This is a genomic window from Mobiluncus holmesii ATCC 35242 (assembly GCF_000185445.1).
Taxonomy (GTDB): Bacteria; Actinomycetota; Actinomycetes; order Actinomycetales; family Actinomycetaceae; genus Mobiluncus; species Mobiluncus curtisii.
The window spans coordinates 2,043,602-2,063,144 of the sequence record NZ_GL622346.1; the positions used below are offsets into that span (position 1 = coordinate 2,043,602).

Annotated in this window: 17 protein-coding genes; 8 read left to right on the plus strand and 9 right to left on the minus strand. The window is 53.8% G+C overall.

Translation table 11 applies throughout. The annotated features are described in order from the left end of the window. Nucleotides 1-14: 14 nt before the first annotated feature. Nucleotides 15-740, minus strand: a complete 726-nt coding sequence (locus HMPREF0576_RS08715) for a response regulator transcription factor (protein WP_004007997.1) — start codon at nucleotides 738-740, stop codon at nucleotides 15-17. A 240-nt stretch (nucleotides 741-980) separates the two neighbouring features. Here HMPREF0576_RS08715 and HMPREF0576_RS08720 point away from each other — a divergent pair, with 240 nt between their 5' ends. The 4 genes from HMPREF0576_RS08720 to panC are packed head-to-tail and all read left to right on the plus strand — an operon-like array spanning nucleotide 981 to nucleotide 5,103. Next, nucleotides 981-1,913, plus strand: a complete 933-nt coding sequence (locus HMPREF0576_RS08720; protein ID WP_013188804.1) for a Rossmann-like and DUF2520 domain-containing protein — start codon at nucleotides 981-983, stop codon at nucleotides 1,911-1,913. 50 nt (nucleotides 1,914-1,963) lie between these two features. Next, nucleotides 1,964-2,464 carry a PH domain-containing protein gene (locus HMPREF0576_RS08725; protein WP_004007999.1) on the plus strand — a complete coding sequence of 167 codons (501 nt, stop codon included), beginning with the start codon at nucleotides 1,964-1,966 and terminating at the stop codon, nucleotides 2,462-2,464. A gap of 19 nt (nucleotides 2,465-2,483) precedes the next feature. Then, a complete protein-coding gene (locus tag HMPREF0576_RS08730; protein WP_004011517.1) occupies nucleotides 2,484-4,262 on the plus strand; it encodes a PH domain-containing protein in 1,779 nt (592 codons plus the stop codon). Nucleotides 4,263-4,266: 4 nt separating this feature from the next. Further along, complete coding sequence (gene panC, locus HMPREF0576_RS08735; RefSeq protein WP_004011518.1) at nucleotides 4,267-5,103, plus strand: pantoate--beta-alanine ligase; 837 nt, start codon at nucleotides 4,267-4,269, stop codon at nucleotides 5,101-5,103. A 157-nt stretch (nucleotides 5,104-5,260) separates the two neighbouring features. Here panC and HMPREF0576_RS08740 read toward each other — a convergent pair whose 3' ends face one another. Further along, nucleotides 5,261-5,524: a hypothetical protein gene (locus HMPREF0576_RS08740; RefSeq protein ID WP_004011519.1), complete on the minus strand. Its 264-nt coding sequence runs from the start codon at nucleotides 5,522-5,524 to the stop codon at nucleotides 5,261-5,263. Between the two features lie 130 nt (nucleotides 5,525-5,654). On the opposite strand from HMPREF0576_RS08740, the gene lysS reads away from it, so the two are divergent. Then, nucleotides 5,655-7,220, plus strand: a complete 1,566-nt coding sequence (gene lysS, locus HMPREF0576_RS08745; RefSeq protein ID WP_004011520.1) for a lysine--tRNA ligase — start codon at nucleotides 5,655-5,657, stop codon at nucleotides 7,218-7,220. 1 nt (nucleotide 7,221) lies between these two features. Beyond that, nucleotides 7,222-8,172: a tRNA glutamyl-Q(34) synthetase GluQRS gene (gluQRS, locus tag HMPREF0576_RS08750; RefSeq protein ID WP_004011521.1), complete on the plus strand. Its 951-nt coding sequence runs from the start codon at nucleotides 7,222-7,224 to the stop codon at nucleotides 8,170-8,172. A 62-nt stretch (nucleotides 8,173-8,234) separates the two neighbouring features. On the opposite strand, the gene HMPREF0576_RS08755 is transcribed toward gluQRS, so the two are convergent. From HMPREF0576_RS08755 to sqr, 5 genes are all read right to left on the minus strand, one after another. Beyond that, entirely contained in the window at nucleotides 8,235-8,807 is a 573-nt protein-coding gene (locus HMPREF0576_RS08755) for a DsrE/DsrF/DrsH-like family protein (RefSeq protein ID WP_004011522.1), read from the minus strand. A gap of 21 nt (nucleotides 8,808-8,828) precedes the next feature. Then, complete coding sequence (locus HMPREF0576_RS08760; RefSeq protein WP_036324442.1) at nucleotides 8,829-10,517, minus strand: TusE/DsrC/DsvC family sulfur relay protein; 1,689 nt, start codon at nucleotides 10,515-10,517, stop codon at nucleotides 8,829-8,831. A 104-nt stretch (nucleotides 10,518-10,621) separates the two neighbouring features. Beyond that, nucleotides 10,622-11,773 carry an NAD(P)H-dependent glycerol-3-phosphate dehydrogenase gene (locus tag HMPREF0576_RS08765; RefSeq protein WP_081439160.1) on the minus strand — a complete coding sequence of 384 codons (1,152 nt, stop codon included), beginning with the start codon at nucleotides 11,771-11,773 and terminating at the stop codon, nucleotides 10,622-10,624. Nucleotides 11,774-11,845: 72 nt separating this feature from the next. Then, the gene (locus HMPREF0576_RS08770; protein WP_036324614.1) at nucleotides 11,846-12,415 is read right to left on the minus strand and encodes a DsrE/DsrF/DrsH-like family protein; all 570 of its coding nucleotides are present in this window, start codon (nucleotides 12,413-12,415) and stop codon (nucleotides 11,846-11,848) included. Nucleotides 12,416-12,486: 71 nt separating this feature from the next. Then, a complete protein-coding gene (gene sqr, locus HMPREF0576_RS08775; RefSeq protein ID WP_004011525.1) occupies nucleotides 12,487-14,208 on the minus strand; it encodes a type III sulfide quinone reductase, selenoprotein subtype in 1,722 nt (573 codons plus the stop codon). Between the two features lie 199 nt (nucleotides 14,209-14,407). On the opposite strand from sqr, the gene HMPREF0576_RS08780 reads away from it, so the two are divergent. Next, nucleotides 14,408-15,799, plus strand: coding sequence for a MurT ligase domain-containing protein (locus HMPREF0576_RS08780; protein ID WP_245527413.1), 1,392 nt, complete (start codon nucleotides 14,408-14,410; stop codon nucleotides 15,797-15,799). After that, on the plus strand, nucleotides 15,796-16,635 hold the full coding sequence (locus HMPREF0576_RS08785; RefSeq protein WP_004011527.1) for a type 1 glutamine amidotransferase: 840 nt from the start codon (nucleotides 15,796-15,798) through the stop codon (nucleotides 16,633-16,635). The genes HMPREF0576_RS08780 and HMPREF0576_RS08785 overlap by 4 nt, the downstream gene beginning before the upstream one ends. Here the strand turns inward: HMPREF0576_RS08785 and HMPREF0576_RS08790 are convergent. Continuing rightward, entirely contained in the window at nucleotides 16,628-17,203 is a 576-nt protein-coding gene (locus HMPREF0576_RS08790; protein ID WP_004008012.1) for an NYN domain-containing protein, read from the minus strand. The two genes, HMPREF0576_RS08785 and HMPREF0576_RS08790, sit on opposite strands and share 8 nt — an antisense overlap. A gap of 190 nt (nucleotides 17,204-17,393) precedes the next feature. Further along, complete coding sequence (locus HMPREF0576_RS08795; protein ID WP_245527400.1) at nucleotides 17,394-19,439, minus strand: TPM domain-containing protein; 2,046 nt, start codon at nucleotides 19,437-19,439, stop codon at nucleotides 17,394-17,396. Nucleotides 19,440-19,543 lie beyond the last annotated feature (104 nt).

Genomic DNA, 19,543 nt, shown 5'->3' on the forward strand with positions numbered 1-19,543 from the left:
TAAACCGCTGATAATTACTCGTTGGGATCGCGTAACAGGTAACCGACACCACGACGGGTTTGGATGAGCGAAGGCGGAATACTGCCAGTCTCGTCAGGGGCATCAAGTTTGCGTCGCAGGTAGGAAATGTAAGATTCAACGATGGCAGCGTCACCCTCCCAATCGTATTCCCACACGTGATCGAGGATTTGGGTCTTTGAAACCACACGACCTTCGTTCACCATTAGGTAACGCAACAGTTTGAACTCGGTGGGGGAGAGGTCGATGAGACGCCCGCCCCGATGCACCTCGTAGAGGTTGTCATCCAGCTCCAGGTCAGCCACGCGCAGCAGGGGTTGTTCCACCGCGGACCGCTTCGTGCGACGCAAGATAGCGTTGATACGCGCCACGACTTCCTCTAGACCGAAAGGCTTGGTGACGTAGTCGTCTCCGCCAGCCTGCAGACCTTCGACCTTATCGCGCATGTCATCCTTGGCGGTCAGGAACAAAATTGGCATATCAATTCCGGAAGCACGCAGCTTTCGAGTCACGGTAAAGCCGTCCATATCGGGCAACATGACATCCAAAATGACCAAATCGGGTTTCTCCGTTGTGGCCAGGCGCAAAGCCTCGGTGCCATCCCCGGCGCTTAAGACATCGTATCCCGCAAAACGCAGGGAGGATGCCAAAAGATCGCGAATATTAGGTTCGTCATCCACGACCAAAAGTCGTGCTTCGCTCACTGCAGGTTCCATAACCATCCTCGTTAAACAAAACGTTCAATATGTCGTGCGAGTTAGGAGGCACAACACTCCTCACATACATCTTAACTGCAAAAAATAGTGCTTGGGTACAGCTTGACGGGGGATTTTGCGTTGAGAAATCCCGAGATTCCCTTATGGTGAGCAATTTTCAGTGGTTGATGGGTTCACAAGGGTAGAGCCTGGCGCTCCTCGAAAGTGCTGAGTTTTCGTGTGGCTGGCGTAGTTTACGATAGTGACATGTCTGAAATTGGTGGGAATCCCAGTCCGTCGCTGCGGGTCGGAGTCATCGGTATGGGGGCGGTCGGTCCTATCTTGGCTGCTGCGTTTAGGCAGGCAGGTCATACGTTAGCGGGAGTTTCGGCGCGCTCGGAGACTTCCCGAGAAAGAGTGGATGCCATCCTCCCCGGTGTTGCGGTGGTGCCGCCGGCACAGCTGGTGCCTGATTGCGACCTGGTGGTGTTGAGCGTGCGAGATCAAGAAATTGCCCCCCTCGTTGCTGAATTAGCGCAGACTCAGGCGTTTCAACCGGGTCAGCTGGTGGCTCACGTTTCCGGGGCTCACGGATTGGATGTTTTACAGCCTGCCGTCTGCACAGGAGCCATTCCCCTGGCTTTGCATCCGGCACAGACTTTTTCCGGCACTTCCTTGGATTTGCAACGTTTACCAGGAACTCATTGGGCGGTTAATGCTCCGCAATCCCTGTTGGCAGTGGCGCAAGCTCTGGTTTTGGACTTGGGCGGGGTGCCTCACGTACTTCCGGATTCGGCGCGTCCCCTATACCACGCGGCTTTGGCGCATGGGGCAAATCACCTGGTAATCGTGCTGACCCAGGCAATCCGGGCGTTGCAGATGGCAGGGCTGGACGACCCGGCTGTTTTTGCTGAGCCTCTGTTTAAAGCGGCTTTTGACCGGGCTTTGCGCGAAGGAGAAACCGGGCTGTCTGGACCGGTAGCACGTGCTGATTTTCCAACCGTGGCGATGCACCTAGAGGCGCTGCGGAGCGGACCCGTGCTGCATAAAGATGATTTGGATCCCGCACTACCTTTTGATGATTTGGCTGACGTGCCCGATTCCTATCGGGCATTGGCGCGAGCTGCGACCCAGCGGTTGTGGCAACGTGGAGGTTTAAGCTCTCACCAGCGCGAGCAGCTTCGTAAAATTTTAGGCTGAATGCACATTCCGCCATGATTAATTTCGTGGCGCTTAGGTAGGATGTCACCATGACCGATGAATTATTTAACCCTGCAGGCGTGACGTTTAAACCGATTTCCATGAAACTCATCACGGTGCGGATTCTGGGACTGTTGGCGGGGATTGCGGTGTTCGCGCTGGCTCTTGGGGGATTCGCAGGGGCAATGATGTGCACACAAGGTATTCCGTGGTTTTGGTTCCTAGAGATTGTACCGATTGGTCTGTTGGTGTGGCAGTTGTGGTTAATTCCACGCCAGGTCAAGGCATGGGGTTACGCTGAGTCCGAGCGGGATTTGTTTTTACGTCGGGGCATCATGTTTAAGAAAATGTGGGCGATTCCCTACGGGCGGATGCAGTTTGTGGATGTGCAGCAAGGACCTATCGACAGGATTTTCGGCATTGCCCAGGTCAGCATGAAGACCGCTTCGACGGAATCGGCGGCGAGCATCCCCGGATTGGACCATGCCGAGGCAGATCGCTTACGTCAGATCCTCACCGCGCGCGGTGAATCTTTGAGAGCAGGATTGTGAACACGGCGAGGAAAGACAGATGACACAACCAATTGACCCGGGCTGGGAACCCTCGGAAGGAACCCCCAAAGAGTCTTCGGCGCCTATGCCCTCGCAGGGCTCGTCGGAGGGGATTCCAGCCAGTTCTGACCTCTCCAGCGTTACTGCGCAACCTCCGGTTTGGCGCAAAGTACACCCCTTGACGCCACTGACCCAGATGTGGGGGGTTCTGGTGGCGCTGGTGGCAATCATTTATTCGCAGCTCGACTTGATACGTGACATTTCTAAGGCGATGGCTGCGATACGGTCGACAGGAAAGGTCTTGCCGGTGCTGCTTTTTTCCCTGCTGGGAATCGTGGTGCTTCTGCTGTTGCTGGTTCTTTTTGCCTATCTGAGCTGGAGGTTTACCGCTTACGCGCTGACTGATGAAGCGGTTTTGTTTCGTCACGGCATCATTTTTAAAAAAGAACGTCACATGCGGTTGAACCGAATTCAAGCGGTAGACGTTATCGCCCCGTTGGTGCCGCGTCTGCTCGGTTTAGCAAAGCTGCATGTGGATTCTGCAGGAGCCAGCGGTTCCCAGATTGACATTATGTATCTGAAGGCTTCTCAGGCGCAGGAGCTACGGGCTGAAATTTTAACCAAAGCATCAGGTCAAAAAACTGTTGCCAACCGTGCCGTAGATACCACTAATTCTTTAACGAATAGTACAAAAATCATCGGGATAGGCGAAGCTGGATTAGTGGGAGACCTGCCCGCCGCCAGCGGGGAAGCGCCGGAGACAAAACTATACGAAATTCCCACCGAGATGCTGGTGGGATCAATCTTGCGTTCAGTCTCTACCTGGTTCGCGGTGCTGCTGATTCCGCTGCTGTTGGTGCTGGGGCTGATTCCCGCGATAGCCATCTTCATGAGCGGTGATGCGGACAGTTTCTGGGCAGCGCTGTTAGTGGCACCCCAAGCCCTGCTCGGTGTGCTTGCCGGTATTTTTGCTACTATCACGGCGATAGGTCAAAAAGTCAACGAAGGGTGGAACTTTACCGCGGCGGCTTCTGCCGATGGAATCCGTCTGCGCCACGGATTGACGACCCATGATTCCCAGACCATTCCTCCGGGGCGAGTCCACGCTGTAGTTTTAAAGCAGCCCTTCCTGTGGCGGAGTAAGGACTGGTGGCGGGTCGAGTTAACTATGGCTGGCTACCAGGGAACCTCTGAAGGAAACGGCGGTAATAAGAGCAAGACCAGCTCTCACGTGATGCTGCCGGTAGGAACCCGCGCTCAGGCATTGCAAGCATTGTGGATGATGGAACACGACCTCGGTGCGGTCACCGACCTCAACGGCGCCGAAATTGGAACAGCCGGTACAAATCTCTTGGAAGTCATGATGTACGGATCCGGTCCGGCACCGGGAATCTTTACGGCTTCACCGAAAGCTCGCTGGTTTGATTGGATTACTTGGAATCGCAAAGCTGCGGTGCTGACCACGACGATGGTGATGATTCGCGACGGCAGGATTACCCGGCGCGTGTCTTTCGTACCGCATTGCCGGATGCAATCCGTAGCCCTGCGGCAAGGACCGGCGCAACGGGCTTTAGGGATGGCAAATGTCAAACTGCATTTGGTGCCGGGCGTGGTACCAACCACGGTGTACCATCTGCCTACCAGCTCTGCGCAAAGTCTGTGGGAACTGCAAGTTTCGCATGCTGATATGGCGCGGGACAAAGAACCCCCTGCGGCTTGGCTGGAACGCGTCATCTCGAACACGCAGCCTTGTGCCGACTCTAACGAGGAACAGACAGATATTTTCAGAGAGGAATAAGACCATGGAATTACTGAAAACCCGAGAAGAATTGGCGACCTGGCGCAAAGGTATTCAGGGCAAACTTGGTCTGGTCATGACGATGGGAGCCCTGCACGAAGGGCATTTAGATTTAGTACGTGCTGCGAAAGCCCAGGCAGATACCGTGCTGGTGACGGTGTTCGTCAACCCCACGCAGTTCGCGCCTGGTGAGGACTACGACACCTACCCTCGTGACCTGGCAGGGGATGCCGCCAAGCTTCAAGAAGTCGGGGCGGACGCCCTGTTTGCGCCTACCCCTGAGGTCATGTATCCATCCGGTGAGGCACTGGTCCGCTTTGATCCCGGACACGCCGCCACAATCCTAGAAGGCAAAACTCGCCCTACCCATTTTTCCGGAGTGCTGCTGGTGGTGGGCAAGATGTTCCACCTGACTCGTCCCGATGTGGCGGCTTTTGGTAAGAAAGACGCCCAACAACTCGCCATTATCTCGCAGATGGTTACCGACCTGGACTTCCCTTTGACTATCTTGCCGGTGGAAATCCGCCGGGAACCCGACGGTCTGGCCTTGAGCTCGCGCAACCGCTACTTGTCCCCGCAGGAACGCGACACTGCTCTAAACCTTTCCCAGGCTCTGCAGTGGGGGAGAGAAAACGCCTCTCGTCTTGGTGCGAGCGATTTGGCAGCTAAGGTGCGGGAACGTCTCACAGCGGTGCCCGGCATAGACGTGGATTATGTCGCCTTGGTGAACCCGACAGGGTTCGTGCCGATTACCGGCGAATTTCACGGTGCGGCAATCTTGGCACTGGCGGCGAAGGTCGGTTCTACTCGGCTGATTGACAACATGGACGTGCAACTTTAGAGGTCACAAGGGTTCTGCCGCGCCTTTCTGGGGTAGTAATCTATGGTAGTTGCGGGAGGAATCGCTCGAAGCGGACTCCTCGCGGGGTGCACGTGGACAGGGAACTCATCCTGTTTGATTAATTCCGGGTGCGCCTGCGTTTTGCAGTCGCACCCGCTTACTCAATGTGCAAGAACAGCTGTTCCAGGTGTTTGATGTTTGCCTCGCGTTCCGGTTCGCTGGCCTCGGCAGTACCCTGCAAACTGGAAACCATCAGGGCGAAAGAAGCCCTGTCTAAGCGGCGTGAGGACTCGTTCAGCTTGGAAATCAATACGCTCGCGTCTGCATCAGTGTCGAGGAGGCTGATAACCTCATCTAAGGACTGTTTAGCTTCGTTCAGCCGGGTGGAAACAGTCATTTTGTCAGCGGCGGAAAGTTGCATCGCATCCCCTAAACATCTTGATTGACTTCTTGGGGCAATTTTACCCGGCGCAAACCCGCCGAGGAACCGGTTGAAAAGGGTAAAAACCCTTACTGAACAACGCGACCGGGGAATGGTCTAGACTAGAACGGTGGCTGAAAAAGAAAACAAAACTGAGAATGTAACCCCAGCGCCTGTGGCGAGCGACGAGGAAACGTATGCTGCCGAGGCTCCTGAACAGATCCGAATCCGCGCGGAGAAACGCGCCAAGATGCTGGCAGAAGGCAAAAATCCCTATCCGGTTCACGTGGATATAACCACCACCATTTCTGAAGTTCGTGAAAAATACTCGGATTTGCAGGCAGGGGAAGAAACCGCAGAATTTGTCGGCTTGGCAGGACGGGTTCGTCTGATGCGCTCCAGTGGCAAGTTGGCTTTCGCCACCCTGCAAGAGGGCAATGGTTCCACCATTCAAATCATGATTAGCGAACGGGAAGTCGGTCCGGAATCAATGTCCGCTTACAAAGCGGAGGTTGATTTGGGCGACCACCTGTTTGTCCACGGTCGGGTCATCAGCTCCAAACGTGGAGAGCTGTCCATTTTTGTGGATTCTTGGCAGCTGACCTGTAAAGCCTTGCGCCCCCTGCCGAAATCGTACATAAACGAGGCTGGTGAAGAAGTTTCACTGAGCGAGGATATGCGGGTTCGCCGGCGCGACCTGGATATGATTATGCGTCCCGCTGCCCGCGACATGGTACGTAACCGGTCTCGCGTGGTACAGACACTGCGTCGCTACCTGGATGAACACGACTACATCGAAGTCGAAACCCCGATGCTGCAAACCCTGCACGGCGGGGCTGCCGCCCGTCCTTTTGTGACCCATATGAACGCCTACGATACGGAGCTCTATCTGCGTATCGCCCCGGAACTGTTCCTCAAGCGTTGCCTGATTGGCGGAATAGACAAGGTCTTTGAAATCAACCGGAACTTCCGCAACGAAGGTGCGGATTCTTCGCACTCTCCTGAATTTACGATGCTGGAAGTGTATTGCGCTTACGGAGACTACCACCAGATTGCTCGCTTGACTCAGGAAATGATTCAGCGCTGCGCACGGGACGTGTTCGGCACCGAAGTCGTAACTTTGAGCGATGGAACCGAATTCGATTTATCCGGGGAATGGAAGTGGATTGACCTCTACGGTTCCCTGTCTGAAGCGCTGGGGCAGGAAGTCACGGTGCGGACTCCGAAAGATGCCTTGGTCGCATTGGCAGATCGGCTCGGCATTGAGCTGGAACCCTACTATCCCTCCGGGAAAATCGTCGAAGTTCTGTGGGAAGAACTGGTTGGCGATAAATTGTGGGAACCGACTTTTGTGTGCGATTTCCCCGAAGACACTTCGCCCTTGGTAAAGACACACCCCGATAAGCCCGGTCAGGTACAAAAGTGGGATTTGATTATACGTGGCTTTGAAGTTGCCACTGGATATTCCGAGTTGAATGACCCGGTGGTACAGCGAGCGCGCTTTGAACAGCAGGCTTTGGATGCTGCCAATGGAGATCCGGAGGCCATGGAAGTGGATGAAGACTTCCTCATCTCTATGGAACAGGGGATGCCTCCCGCAGGTGGTATGGGAATGGGTCTCGATCGTCTGCTGATGACCTTGACCGGGTCGGGAATCCGCGAAACTATTACATTCCCGCTGGTTAAGCGGGTTTAACGTGAGTCGCGGTGGCTTCGGTCGGTTTGCTCCTAGCCCGTCAGGAGTCATGCATTTCGGGAATCTGCGCACCGCGGTAGCAGCGTATCTGTTCGCTAAATCCAGTGGGCGCGAATTCCTGGTGCGAATAGAGGACATTGACACCGGACGCTCCCGTCCCAGTTTTGCTGCACAATCTTTGGCAGATTTGGCGGCATTGGGCATAGTGAGCGACAGGAGGGTCGTCTACCAATCACAGCGCCACCAGTTGTACCAAGTCGCCTTGGAACAGTTGGTACAAAAAGGTCTGGTTTATGAATGCTACTGTTCGCGGGCAGATATCGCGGCAGCTGCCAGTGCGCCGCACGGGAAACCAGGAATTTATCCGGGAATCTGCCGGGACCTGAGTGATTCTGAACGGGAGGCTAAACGGGCCGCACTGGCAGCGCAAGGTCGCCAACCGGCATTGCGTTTGCGGGCGCCACAAGGAGTGGAATATACGGTAAAAGATTCTCTTTTGGGACCACTGACTGGTCTGCTTCACGATTTCGTATTGCGACGCACCGATGGGGATTGGGCTTATCAGCTGGTCGTGGTGGTGGACGACATCAATCAGGGTGTGGATCAAATCGTGCGAGGGGCTGACTTGGCCTCCAGCGCTCCGGTGCAGGCCTGGCTGACCGAAATTTTGGGTGGTTATCCTGCCGCCTATGCTCATGTGCCACTGGTCATGAATGCGCAAGGGCAGCGTTTGGCAAAGCGAGATAAATCCGTGACCCGCCCGGAACTGAACGCGCTGGGGTGGTCTGATCAAAAGATTCTCTTGAAGGTCCTAGAAACATTGGGCTGTTTGGCAGCGAAAACTGACGAGACCGCACTGCTGACCCTCCCCACAGAGGAAATCCTGAACCATGCTCTCGCGAGTTGGAGTCCGGAAAATCTACCCGCGGAACCGGTCATTTTTCACCCCTAAGCGGCGGCAGCAACAGCGCTCGATTTGGGCGCTCAAGAGGGCGAGGGGAGTAAACCAGGAGATTAGATAAAAATAATCTGTGCGTCTTCCGATTTCTTAATAAAATCAGGGGCGGTGATAATCCCAGAAACCCCCTTGAACATCATGTTCTGGCGCAGCCCCATGAGATCAACGGTCATTTTGCATCCCCACAGATGACCGCCCATTTCGACAATCTGTTCTAACAAGTCGCGCACGGGAGGGATACCGTTCTTTTCAAGCATTTTGTGCATGTACCAGGTGGCGAGATGCGTGGCACCCGGCAGATTTCCAAAGCTCGGGGGCAGGTAGCGTTTCCCCCAACCGGGACGAAATTTTTCCAAAAGGGGAAGGTGCAGAGCTGTATTTCCTTGCATAGTGAATTTTAGGGAGTCCATGGTGCGTTTCGTGATAATGTCCAAACCCCAGAAAGTAAAGAAAATATTGACGTCCACTTTTTCGGTAAGCGCTGCGATGGACATAATTAGCGCCGGGTAAGCCATGTCGAGGTTTCCTTTGGAACAGATAAATGCCATCTTGCGTTTTTCCATGTGCAACAATGGCTCAGATACGCGCCAGAAATCCTGGTCAAAAAAATCAGGTGCAGATTTTTCCATAGATCAATATCCTTCCGGCACTTAGATACAGCCTAGGGGCTTCGGAATACCAGCTACGTAGCAGATGAGTTTATTTGGCTTGGATGGGAACAGCTCGAACAGTTCTGCAATTGGGAAGTGTCCCGCCATTTCCATACGCCGCAGAGAGGGACTGACGTGGTATTTGACAAAACTCTGTCGGGCAAATTCGATGACTTCCCAATGTCGGGGGGTCATTTCCAAGTTAATCGCTCGCGCCAAATCAGTCCCGACCGCGCGGGTCCATTGACATGGATTCGTCATAAAGCCCTCCGCGTCCACGTCAATACTTCTCCCTCCGGCTTCGTGGAGGACGGGTATTTTCAGAACTTTTGTGGAAAATGCCGCCGCGAGACAGGCGTTAGGGCGACGTTTCCAGGTGGGGGCGATTAAACTGTCGGCGTCTGGGGTCGTGTCTGGAGCAGACAGCGGAGTAGTGCCGTCGGGGCGTAAGCCCCAGCGCCTAAATTCCTTACCGAAAAGCTGTATATGAGAGAATCTGTCAAAAACACGCAGACCTGCCATGAACGCGCTATAGAACACGAACAGGAGCCGTTTTGCGAGGTGGTTTCTCCGTGTCTGTTTCAGCAACGACAGGGGACCCAGGAAGGGAAAAAACCAGTTTCCAGTTACTGCCGGTACGGTGTAGGAACGATCAATTACGGAAGCCTGATTGTAACCGGTGTCGATAATGCACATCGCGTGACCATCATAACGGCGTATCATTGGCCTACCAGCCATGTAGTCAAGTAAGTTAGAAACTAATACCCTAGATTGATATACGCACGCAGATCCAGATTTGGAAGTTGGCAAATCGGCAGTGTCGCCAATGACAAAAATATCGGGGTATTCACGATGCTGCAGGGTTTCCAAATTTGGATGCACAAATCCCATTTCATCGCCCAGCTCGGAATCTACGATGAATTGCTGACCTCGCATGGGAGGAACGGTCACCAGCATGTCGTAATCAATAGCCTTGCCGTCGTAGGCATACATCCGTTTTTCCGTTGCATCAATGTGACGGACTACGAAGTCAGGCTGCACCTCGATGTCGCGCAGGCGCAACAGGTTAGAAAGATTCCGAGCAGCGATAGATTGCTCAAAAACCTGGGATTGCGGGGTAACTATCGTAATTTCGATGTCATCTCGGACCCGGTGGGTAAAGAAATAGTGTTCGGCTTTCAGGGCGAACTCAATTGGGGCGACCGGGCAACGGATGGGGAATTCGGAGATATGCACGACGAGGTGACCGTGGGTAAAGGTCTGCAGCGCCCGGCGTAAGCGTCGCGCCCAAGCCAGGGTATAGAAAGAATAGATCCCTGTGTTCAGGAGGGTTCCCTTCGCCATTCCCTCGACCAACTCAGGACGACACTCGCATCCTGTTGCCAAGACCAGGTAATCATAGGAAATTTGTTTGGCCTGGGTGATGACCATTTTTGCGACCGGGTCCACCGCGGTTACTTTATCCTGCAGGAAACGGATTCCAGTATGGAGGGTCTGCCGGCGCCGCCGCCACAGCAGAGGATTCGGAATTTTCCCAAAAGGTAATGCGACAAAACCCGGTTGATAATAATGTCGAGTGGAATAGTCGATGACGGTGATTTGGAACTCTTTACAATCTAACCGGCGCGCCAGCGAATTTGCGGTGACGGTGCCACTGGTACCTCCACCAATAATCACCACGTTTTTCATTCCAAGCCTCATTGCTTCGTGATTTCGCCATCGAATCCGTTCAGAATTCTAACGAAAATAATAGCGTGGCGGGAACTGTTGAGAGACCGACCCCTCGGTTTAATTTATTTTTTGAACCGTCTAACCAGCTTCTTCAGTCTCCACGAGAGACCAGATGCAGCGGGAGACCAATCCGAGTTCCACTTACCTTGCTGCGAGGCAGCAAAATTATCCGCGGGATAGGCGGGCAGGGCTGCCGAAACCAGAGTCTTGCGAATATCCACTTCTCCGCTAATGGCTTCGTCCACGGCGCGCAGCAGAGGCAGTTCGTCCAAAAGCTGCGGGCAGCGCTGCTCGATGAGTGTCATTGCCAAGGGGGTGGAGTGTACCCCCTCGACCGTGTGCCCTGCCGCTTTCATTTCGGTTTCGGCTTCGTCCGGGTGCTCACCGCGCCCGAGACGCATCCCGAAAAACTTATTGCGGCCCGAAATACCGGTAACTTCCAGGTCGCCTACTCCCGCCAGACCAATGGCAGATTCCGGGCGACCGCCCAAAGCTTCGCAAACCAGAGACATCTCGCGAATTGCCTGGGCAAACACGGCGGCGCGCAAGTTAGATTGTGGAGATCCGGTTGATTCCTGAATACCCTCGGTCACGCCCAAGGCGATGGCGTAGCTGTTTTTCAAAGGAGCCAAGACCTCCACCCCGGTCGTATCTTCAGCTGGAAAAGCGCGGTAATAATCAGTGCGTACCGTCCGGGCGTAGTGAATTGCGGCTCCGAAATCCTGGCAGGCGTACACCGTCGCGGTGGGTTCACTCAACGCGCATTGGCGGGCGATGACGGGACCTCCGATGGAGACCAGAGTCGGTAGTTCGGCACCATTTGCCACCGCAATCTGTTCCATTGCTTCTGCCAGCAAATGAACTTGACCCGCTTCATCCTTGACAAAGCCCTTCGTCAGTACCCAGACTGCCCGCACACGGTCGAAGTATGGTGCCAGGCGTCTGGTGATATCGGGTAGACCTACTGCGGCAACACATATCGCCAGCACTTCCGCGCCTCTCACTGCCGCATCGAGGTGTTTGGCGCGGTAGGTCTTAACCTGGGGTGCCAAGGGCACGTGAATCGCGGGGTGGGGTTGACCCTGAGCATAGGCATCCAAAACGACATCGTCGTATTCGGTTCCCCACATGGCTACGTCCCAACCCGTGTCAACAAGTGGTCGGCAGAGCGCCGTACCCATCGCTGACGCTCCGATTACACATATCTTTGGCATTGCCCACCTCTCAAAACAAACGGCACCAAGCCACTTTACCGCACTGGTGACGGGGCGACCTACCCGGAAAACTTAGATGAAGATAATCTGTGCTCCCTCGGACATCTCGATGAAAGTATCAGCATCGACAATTCCTCGGACGGATTTGTGTAGATGACGCGGTGTCAGCTTCATCATGTCTGCCGAAAGTTTGCATGCCCACAGGTTCGCCCCCAGTTGCGCAATCTGTTCAAGCATGTCGCGTACGGGCGGAATTTCCATCTTTTGCAGCTCATTTTTCATGTACCAGGTAGAAAGTTTCGTCATTCCCGGCAGGGCGCCAAACGATGGAGAAAAATGCATATCCCCTAATCCGGGATAATACTTTTCCAGTGTGGGAAAGTGTATGGCAGCGTTGCCTTGCATGGTGAACTTGAGTCGGTCCATCGTACGTTTATTGATTATGTCCAAGCCCCAGAAAGTAAAGAATACGTCCACGTGAACCCCCGCGTTGAGTGCGGAGTGAGCCATGATCAAGGCAGGGTATGCCATGTCGAGGTTGCCTTTGGAACAGATAAACGCCATCTTGCGGTCTACGTAGGTAATCTCGTCAGCTTCTCTGAACGAGTCAGCATTTGCGGGTGCGTCTGGTGAGGGAGTCATAATCCTGATCTTTGATGGTATGTTTCGTCTCTCGGAAGGTTCTGGAATCTGGTCAGTTAAGCTTGCCATTTTCACACGCATCCGACCGGTTTCGGGGCCCCCGCGAGGAAGGCTAACTTTTTCGCAGGCTTGGTTCCAAACATTTCAAAAACGGTTTTGACCTTGAATCCCCCTACCTTGGCAATCCGCCCCAAGGTTGGAGAGACACCGTATTCTTCAAATTCGTGGCGGACAAAATGCACCACTTCCCAAGCAGCATCATCTAGCTCTATGTGCAAAGCCGCCGCTAAACCCTTGGCGACTTCGTCATTCCACTGTTCCGGATGAATCATGAAACCCTCATCGGTTACGTCAATAGGTATGCCGTTGACTTGATGCAATACTGGAATTTGGTTACTAGCGGCAGGAGTTGGCGGTTCACAGCTGGGGGTGGGATACGGAGCCACCTGAGGAGTCGGAGGAGTCACCTTGACCACGGGAACCCGAACTTGTGGAGAGGGAGATACTGCTTGACGTGGCATCGGAGGAAGCACTGTGACTCCATCATCACGCAGACCCCACCGAGCAAAGTCCTTGCCAAATCTAGGCATGTTACGAGGTAGCAGCAGCGGAAGACCGCGCACCAAGAGACCCCAATATGCGAAATAGAACCCTATTTTAGCCAAGTGGTTGAAATGAGTTTCTTTCAGCAGGCTTAGCGGTCCCACCAGGGGGAGGGGAAACTTGCCCGTGACTGGCTGTACGTCATAGTTAAAGTCGAGCAACAGCGCCTTGTGAAATCCCGACTCAATAAAGCAAGTGACGTGTCCATCAAAAGATTCCGTCAAGGGTTTGCCGCGTAAGTAATTGAGGAAATTCGGCACGAAAGTCTTGGCTTGGAAATGAGTCACTGCGCCGGCTTTGGAAGTGGGAAAATCTCCCGCGTCGCCCAGCACGAAAATATCCGGGTAGGCGGTGGATTGCAAAGTGTGCTTATTCACGGAAACATAGTTGGATTCATTTCCCAAGCCAGAATCAGCGATGTATTGCTGACCCATGGTCGGAGGGGTTGTCACCAGTAAATCAAAGGGGATTTCCCGCCCGTCGTAGCCAATCAGAACTTTGCGTTTCGGGTCGAGGTATTCAACGTTAAAGTCGGTTTCCAATTCGATGTCGCGATGACGTAACAGCTCTCCGAGCTGTGCTTTGGCTACGGGTCTAGTAAAAGCCCCGTCCAGCGGGGTGACGAAAGTGATATCTATGTCTAAACGGCGTCTGCACATGAAAAAGAACCAATCCGCTAAGAGCGCGAATTCCAGCGGAGCTACGGGGCACTTGATGGGCATTTCGCAGATGTGCACGACCAGATGCCCGCGCTTGAATTGCTGCATCGCCCGGTGCAGACGGACTGCGCCGCCCAAGCTGTAAAAGTCATAGACGGATTTGCGCCACACCCTGGGGTCGCTCATTCCCGGCACTTGGTCGGGGCGGATGGTGCATCCCGTGGCAATGATGAGGTAATGGTAAGGGATAATCTGACTTCCAAGTTCTATGGTTTTAGCCACCGGATCCACTCGTTTGATGGTATCCATGAGGAAACGCACTCCCCTAGGCAAGAAATGCGAACGAGGTTTCACGACGCGGCGGGGTTTATACAGACCGAAAGGTATAAAGAGGTATCCCGGCTGGTAGTGATGGTTATTGTCGCGGTCCACTACCGTGATGCGGTATTCATGGGCAGGAAGTTTTCTGTACAGGCGATTAGCTACGGTTGACCCGGCAGTGCCGCCGCCGAGGATGACGATTTCCTGCATGGTATTCTCCTTTGACTTCTTCGCCCAAAGCGTTTTGTAATAAATCGTTAGCTGTCGCAGAATTCGCTGTTATATCAATAGACTTGCATGTTACTGTTAGGTAGTATGCAGGGCTGTATGAGATTGTTTTTGATATTGCCCTTAGAATTGTTACGTGAGTTCATCCGTTTCTTCCTCAGACCTAAACAGTCTATCGGTCCTGCCTTGGAAAGGTCGACTGAATCTTCGTGATCGCCTCGCATTAGCGGCGGGCAGAGGTGCGGCGTGGCTGTCCCGAGTCACCCGGCGAGGCAGCGGTGGCATGATTGGCGGTCGGGTAGCGTTGCGGCTGCAGCCTAGGATTCTGGAGCATTTGGCGGCAGATCGGCTTGTTGCTTTGGTCACGGGTACTAATGGGAAAACAACAACTACGCGAATGCTCAGCGAAGCAGTCCGGGCGGGAGGTGTAACTGTAGCTTCAAACCGTGGCGGAGATAACATGACTCCCGGAGTTGTCGCGGCTTTGATGTCGAATCCGCGCGCTGGCGTGGCGATTCTGGAAATTGATGAAATGCACCTGGAGCTGATTGCGAAAGCAACTCGCCCGCGGGTTATCGTGTTGTTGAACCTCTCACGTGATCAGCTGGATCGAGTGGGGGAAATCGCAGTTATTGAAAAACGCATCCGTCGCGCTGTCGATGAAAATCCACAAGCCTACGTGGTCGCCAATGTAGATGATCCTCTGATGACCTCGGCAGCTTGGGATAGCGCGCATCCCGTCTGGGTCGCGGCAGGCAAAGGCTGGAATGGAGACTCCTTGACAGCTCCTCGAACCGGCGGAGCTATTATTTATTCTCCGGATGAATCGGACGCGACCACTGGAAAACCACCTGAACTAGCTTCCGGTCTCGACCGGGACGTGTCGTGGCGCTCGGTTCCAGTCGAGGAACTGCTGGCTCATGAGGTGCCTTGGGACAAGCCCCCGACCCAGTCTGAGTTTGCTCGGCCTCACCCGAAGTGGATTTGGAAAGCCGAGAGCTACCAGCCCGGTGTTCCTGTGCAGCTAATCGATACCGGCAGTGGGCAGGAAACAACCGCGACGATACAGCTCCCCGGTCGAGCAAATCGTGGCAATGCCCTGCAGGCTTTCGTGGCAGCGAGATTACTGGGCGTGGAGGTCTCCGCTGCTGCTACCGGTATCGCTCAAGTGAAAGATGTGGCAGGGCGTTACGCTAGTTTCAGCGTGGATGGGCGCCATGTGCGGATGCTGTTAGCAAAGAATCCGGCAGGATGGATGGAATCTCTGACGATGCTGAACCCGCAGGCTGAAATCATCGTGGGAGTCAACGGTCAAATTCCCGATGGAACCGATTTGAGCTGGCTGTGGGATGTGAATTTTGAATCTTTAAGCGGAAAAACCGTGGTCGCTACCGGCGAACGTGGCGCTGATTTACAGGTGCGTTTGAACTACGCCGACATTGAGACACGTTGGGCATCGACAGTTTTGGATGCTATCGAGATGGTTGCGCCCGGTGAGGTTGATTTATTGTTGAACTACACAAGTTTCCGTGATGCACGGGCTGAATTTGTAGCACGAGGGTGGTTGCAGTGAACGAATCGACGTTGCGTATCGGGATCTTAATGCCCGAAGTATTGGGTACTTACGGAGACGGCGGTAACGCGGTGGTGCTGGCGCATCGAGCCAAATTGTTGGGCTATCAATCTAAGATTGTTCACGTGAGCTGCACTGAGGCAATCCCGGAGAGCCTGGATATCTACACTTTGGGCGGTGGGGAAGACGTTGCGCAAACCATTGCCTCTCGCCGCCTCTTAACCGACCGCGGATTGGAACGAGCGGTACAAAAACAAAAACCCGTTCTCGCGATATGTGCAGCATTCCAGGTTCTAGGAACTTGGTACACGGACGCGGAAGGCAGACGCACCGAAGGGGCAGGATTGCTGGACGTGGTGACTCTGCCGCAAGGAGCGCGAGCTATCGGAGAATTGGTCAGTTCCCCGAGCGGTTTACCGTTGGCGCGAGAACTGAGTGAACCCCTGACTGGTTTTGAGAATCACGGGGGCGCAACTCTCTTAGGTCGGGACGCATCCCCATTGGGATTCGTGGCCTCTGGCATCGGTAACGGTCAGCCTGGGGTAGCTCCGGGACTGGCAGACGGCGCTAGTGCAGCAGCCGGTGTACAGCAGGGGCGTGAAGTCAGCCGGGAGATTCCGGAGGGCTATCGTGTCGCAGAGGACGGAAAACCAATGGAAGGTTGCGTGCAGGGTTCTATCATTGCGACCTATCTGCACGGTCCGTGTTTGGCTCGAAATCCGCAGCTGGCTGACTTGCTGTTAGCCCGCGCCTTGGGAATTCCCCTGCCCCTGGCGGTACCGGAAATTCCTGGATTGCAACGTTTGCGTCAGGAACGTTTAGCCGCGATTAAATAAAATCTTCCGGGACAAATTCGCTCAGCTGGATAGCTCCGATACGGGGCAGCGGTGCATTGAAGGCATGAATCTCTCGTTCTAAATCCACGATTTTTAGACCGCTTTCCTCGAGAGTGCGCAATTCGCCGGAGAGGAATTCTTCAAACCCAACCACCGTAACGTCGTGGTCGTTGCGCAGCAGACTGCGCAATTGAGGTTCAAAATCACCATCGTGAGAAACTAATACCACATTTCCGTATTCTTGTTTGTCGATAGCTTCTAAAGTGCGCTGAATCCCCACGTCAACAACCTTTTCATCCCTTTCAGAAGCAAGCGGAATCGGCTGGTAATTCATCGCCAACAGGGCTTGGACAAACGTCATGGGCATGTGCGCGGACGCATTTAGAAAGAACAGCCCTTTGGTTTGACCCGGAAAAGTTTCCGAGACATAGTCGCGGACACGATCCCAGCGGGGGCGTTCGTCAGGGTCGGGACGGCGTCCCAAGACGCTCAGCCCTAAGGTGGCGTCGATGTTTTCTCCATCGACTAAAAGGTAAGTCGTTTCTTCTTCAGGAATTTGCAGCTTCATTGAGTTTTTCTTTACTTACAGTATTTATCTTTAAATTTTCAAAATTTGAATAGCCGGGACTTCCAAAAGGTATCCCGATATTTTCAGACTTCTCAGCATCCTATAACTTTTTTAACTATGGCGTTGGGCGGATAACTGCCCTAAAAAACAGTTTTGACCCGGAAACCGGGTCAAAACAATTATCAGAGGACTATTTAGCTGGCGTGGGGAAAGCCTCCGGTATCCCACTGCCCAACTGAATCAACATCTCTGCGCTTGTAGAAAGCATCGTCATCCCGATGAGCGGTCCTTGCGAGAGCTTCTCCCGTGCCTGGGCGATAAGTTGCTCGCAGCGAGCCAATTCCAGTTCAATCTGCGGGTCAATGCTATTGCGACGCAGCATTATGTCAGTGCGCAGCAGCTCCAGATGCTGCTGCTCCCACTCTAAACGCAGCGGGAATTGTCCTTGTAACTGAGCCAAATCTTGCGCCAAAACCGAAGTGCCATAGATATTGAACAGGTTGGCTTGCAGACCACAGAGCTTGCTCAAAGCCTCGATGGGATCCCCTTCCCCGACCAGAGCCTTCTGGGCTTTTTCCATAGTTCGCAACGTAATGGCGATTTCCTGACCACTTGCTTCGGGATCATAGGTCCGGACGGTTTGCACATTCGCGTTCAATGTTTCCAACATGTTGGAGAGGTGCTCTTTGGTTTCAGATAGAAATGCACCGAGCTTGGTGATGTGTTCGAGGGCGAATTCGGTCTGAGTGATTGCTCGCTCAGAACCGCGCGCATAACGAATTGCAGTTTTGGTGTCCCCTTCTTGCAAACACTTTTGCCCGGACAAAATTCCCTTGTAGGCAGCTTTTAGTAGCCGTTTCGATTGACTTAGATTGGCACTGGCATGACCCAGATTCGCCTGGGGATAGTCGGTTTCTAGCTGTTTTTCCACGATTTCAACCTGTGCCAAAGATTTCCGAGCTCGGTTCCAGGCAGCTGCCAACCGGTTGAGGGAAACCTCGACCTGGTCAGGATTGTAGCGACGCTTCGTGAATTCGAGTACCTCAGCGGACAGAGTTTGTTTAACCTGTTGAGCCGAATCCTCAACTTGCCCGGCTTCTTCGGAGCTGACTAAATCTGCTCCTGCAAGCCAGTTCATCAGGGCATTGGCTTGCTCTCGAGAGAAATCCAAGGTGGCGGCGAAATTAGTGGTTTCCGCCGGTCCAAAGGCTTCCACGGAAGCGTGCAAGTCCTCTGCCGCCGCAAAAATTGCCTTGTTCAAATCGTGTACAGCGTTGAGACCCCGTTCGTAGCTGACCTCGCTTTCAGCGGCTGCTGCTTCATCGAAGAGCATCTCTGGCTCTGGATAGGTCGGGGCTTCCGGCTGAATCTGTTCCGGTGTTGCGGCTGTCGGCGCAGCCGCAACAAAGGTATCTGTCGGCACTGTTTCGGGGGTATCTCCAACCAGAGCAGGGGCATCAAAAGTCGCGAAGGACTGAGTAGCGTTTTCCGGAGACGCTGTTTCAGTGGCAGTTGCGGGGGCAAATGTCGCGTTGCCTTCAACCGAGCTGTCTTGATTGACTTTCTCAACCCCGTCAAACTTCGCGCTGTCCTGAGGTTTCGCTGCTGTGCTGTAGGAATTCCGCCGATAAATCGCGATGGCCAAAGCCACTGCCACCAACATTGCCAAAATCAGCATGAGGATGAACCAGTTGTTGGTGGAACGTCCTGAAACGTCGGCGTTATCCGCGGGAGCTGCCGGACCAGATTCCGCCGACATGGCGAGATCCATCAACTGTTGGACGAAAGAACTCACTCCAGATGCGTAATCGCCGTTACTCAACTGATAAGGCAAAACCTGCATAGCCCGGTCGCCAGCTTGGGCACTATTGATAGCTGAACCAGCAGTAGAAGAAGCCGCAATCTCTCCGGCACCGTCGGCATTGGGATTATAGGCAATGGAGAGGAGATAAGAATTAGCTTGTAAATGCGAAAGTTGCATCGTTTTTTCGTTCCATTCGCGGGGAGAGAGCTCACCGAAATCAGGGACGATAGCGATATAGACCGACATGTTAAAATTCTTGGCGGCTTCAAGAGAACTCTTCACCTGGTAGATACCATCGTCGCCCAGCTTGTTATCGGGGTCGTAAATCTGACTGCTCGAAACATCCAGGGGATCAGCGGCGGGTTGGACAGCAGGAGAAGCCTGCGCGAAGTCCGCCGGAACAAACCCCGTCATCACTAAAATAAAACCCACCGCGATGAAACGAATTCTTGAGAACACAGTAACTTTGCTACTTTCTTCCAAACAGAACAAACGTCACCTACAACTTTATCTCAGCTGTGGCTTACAGTTAGACT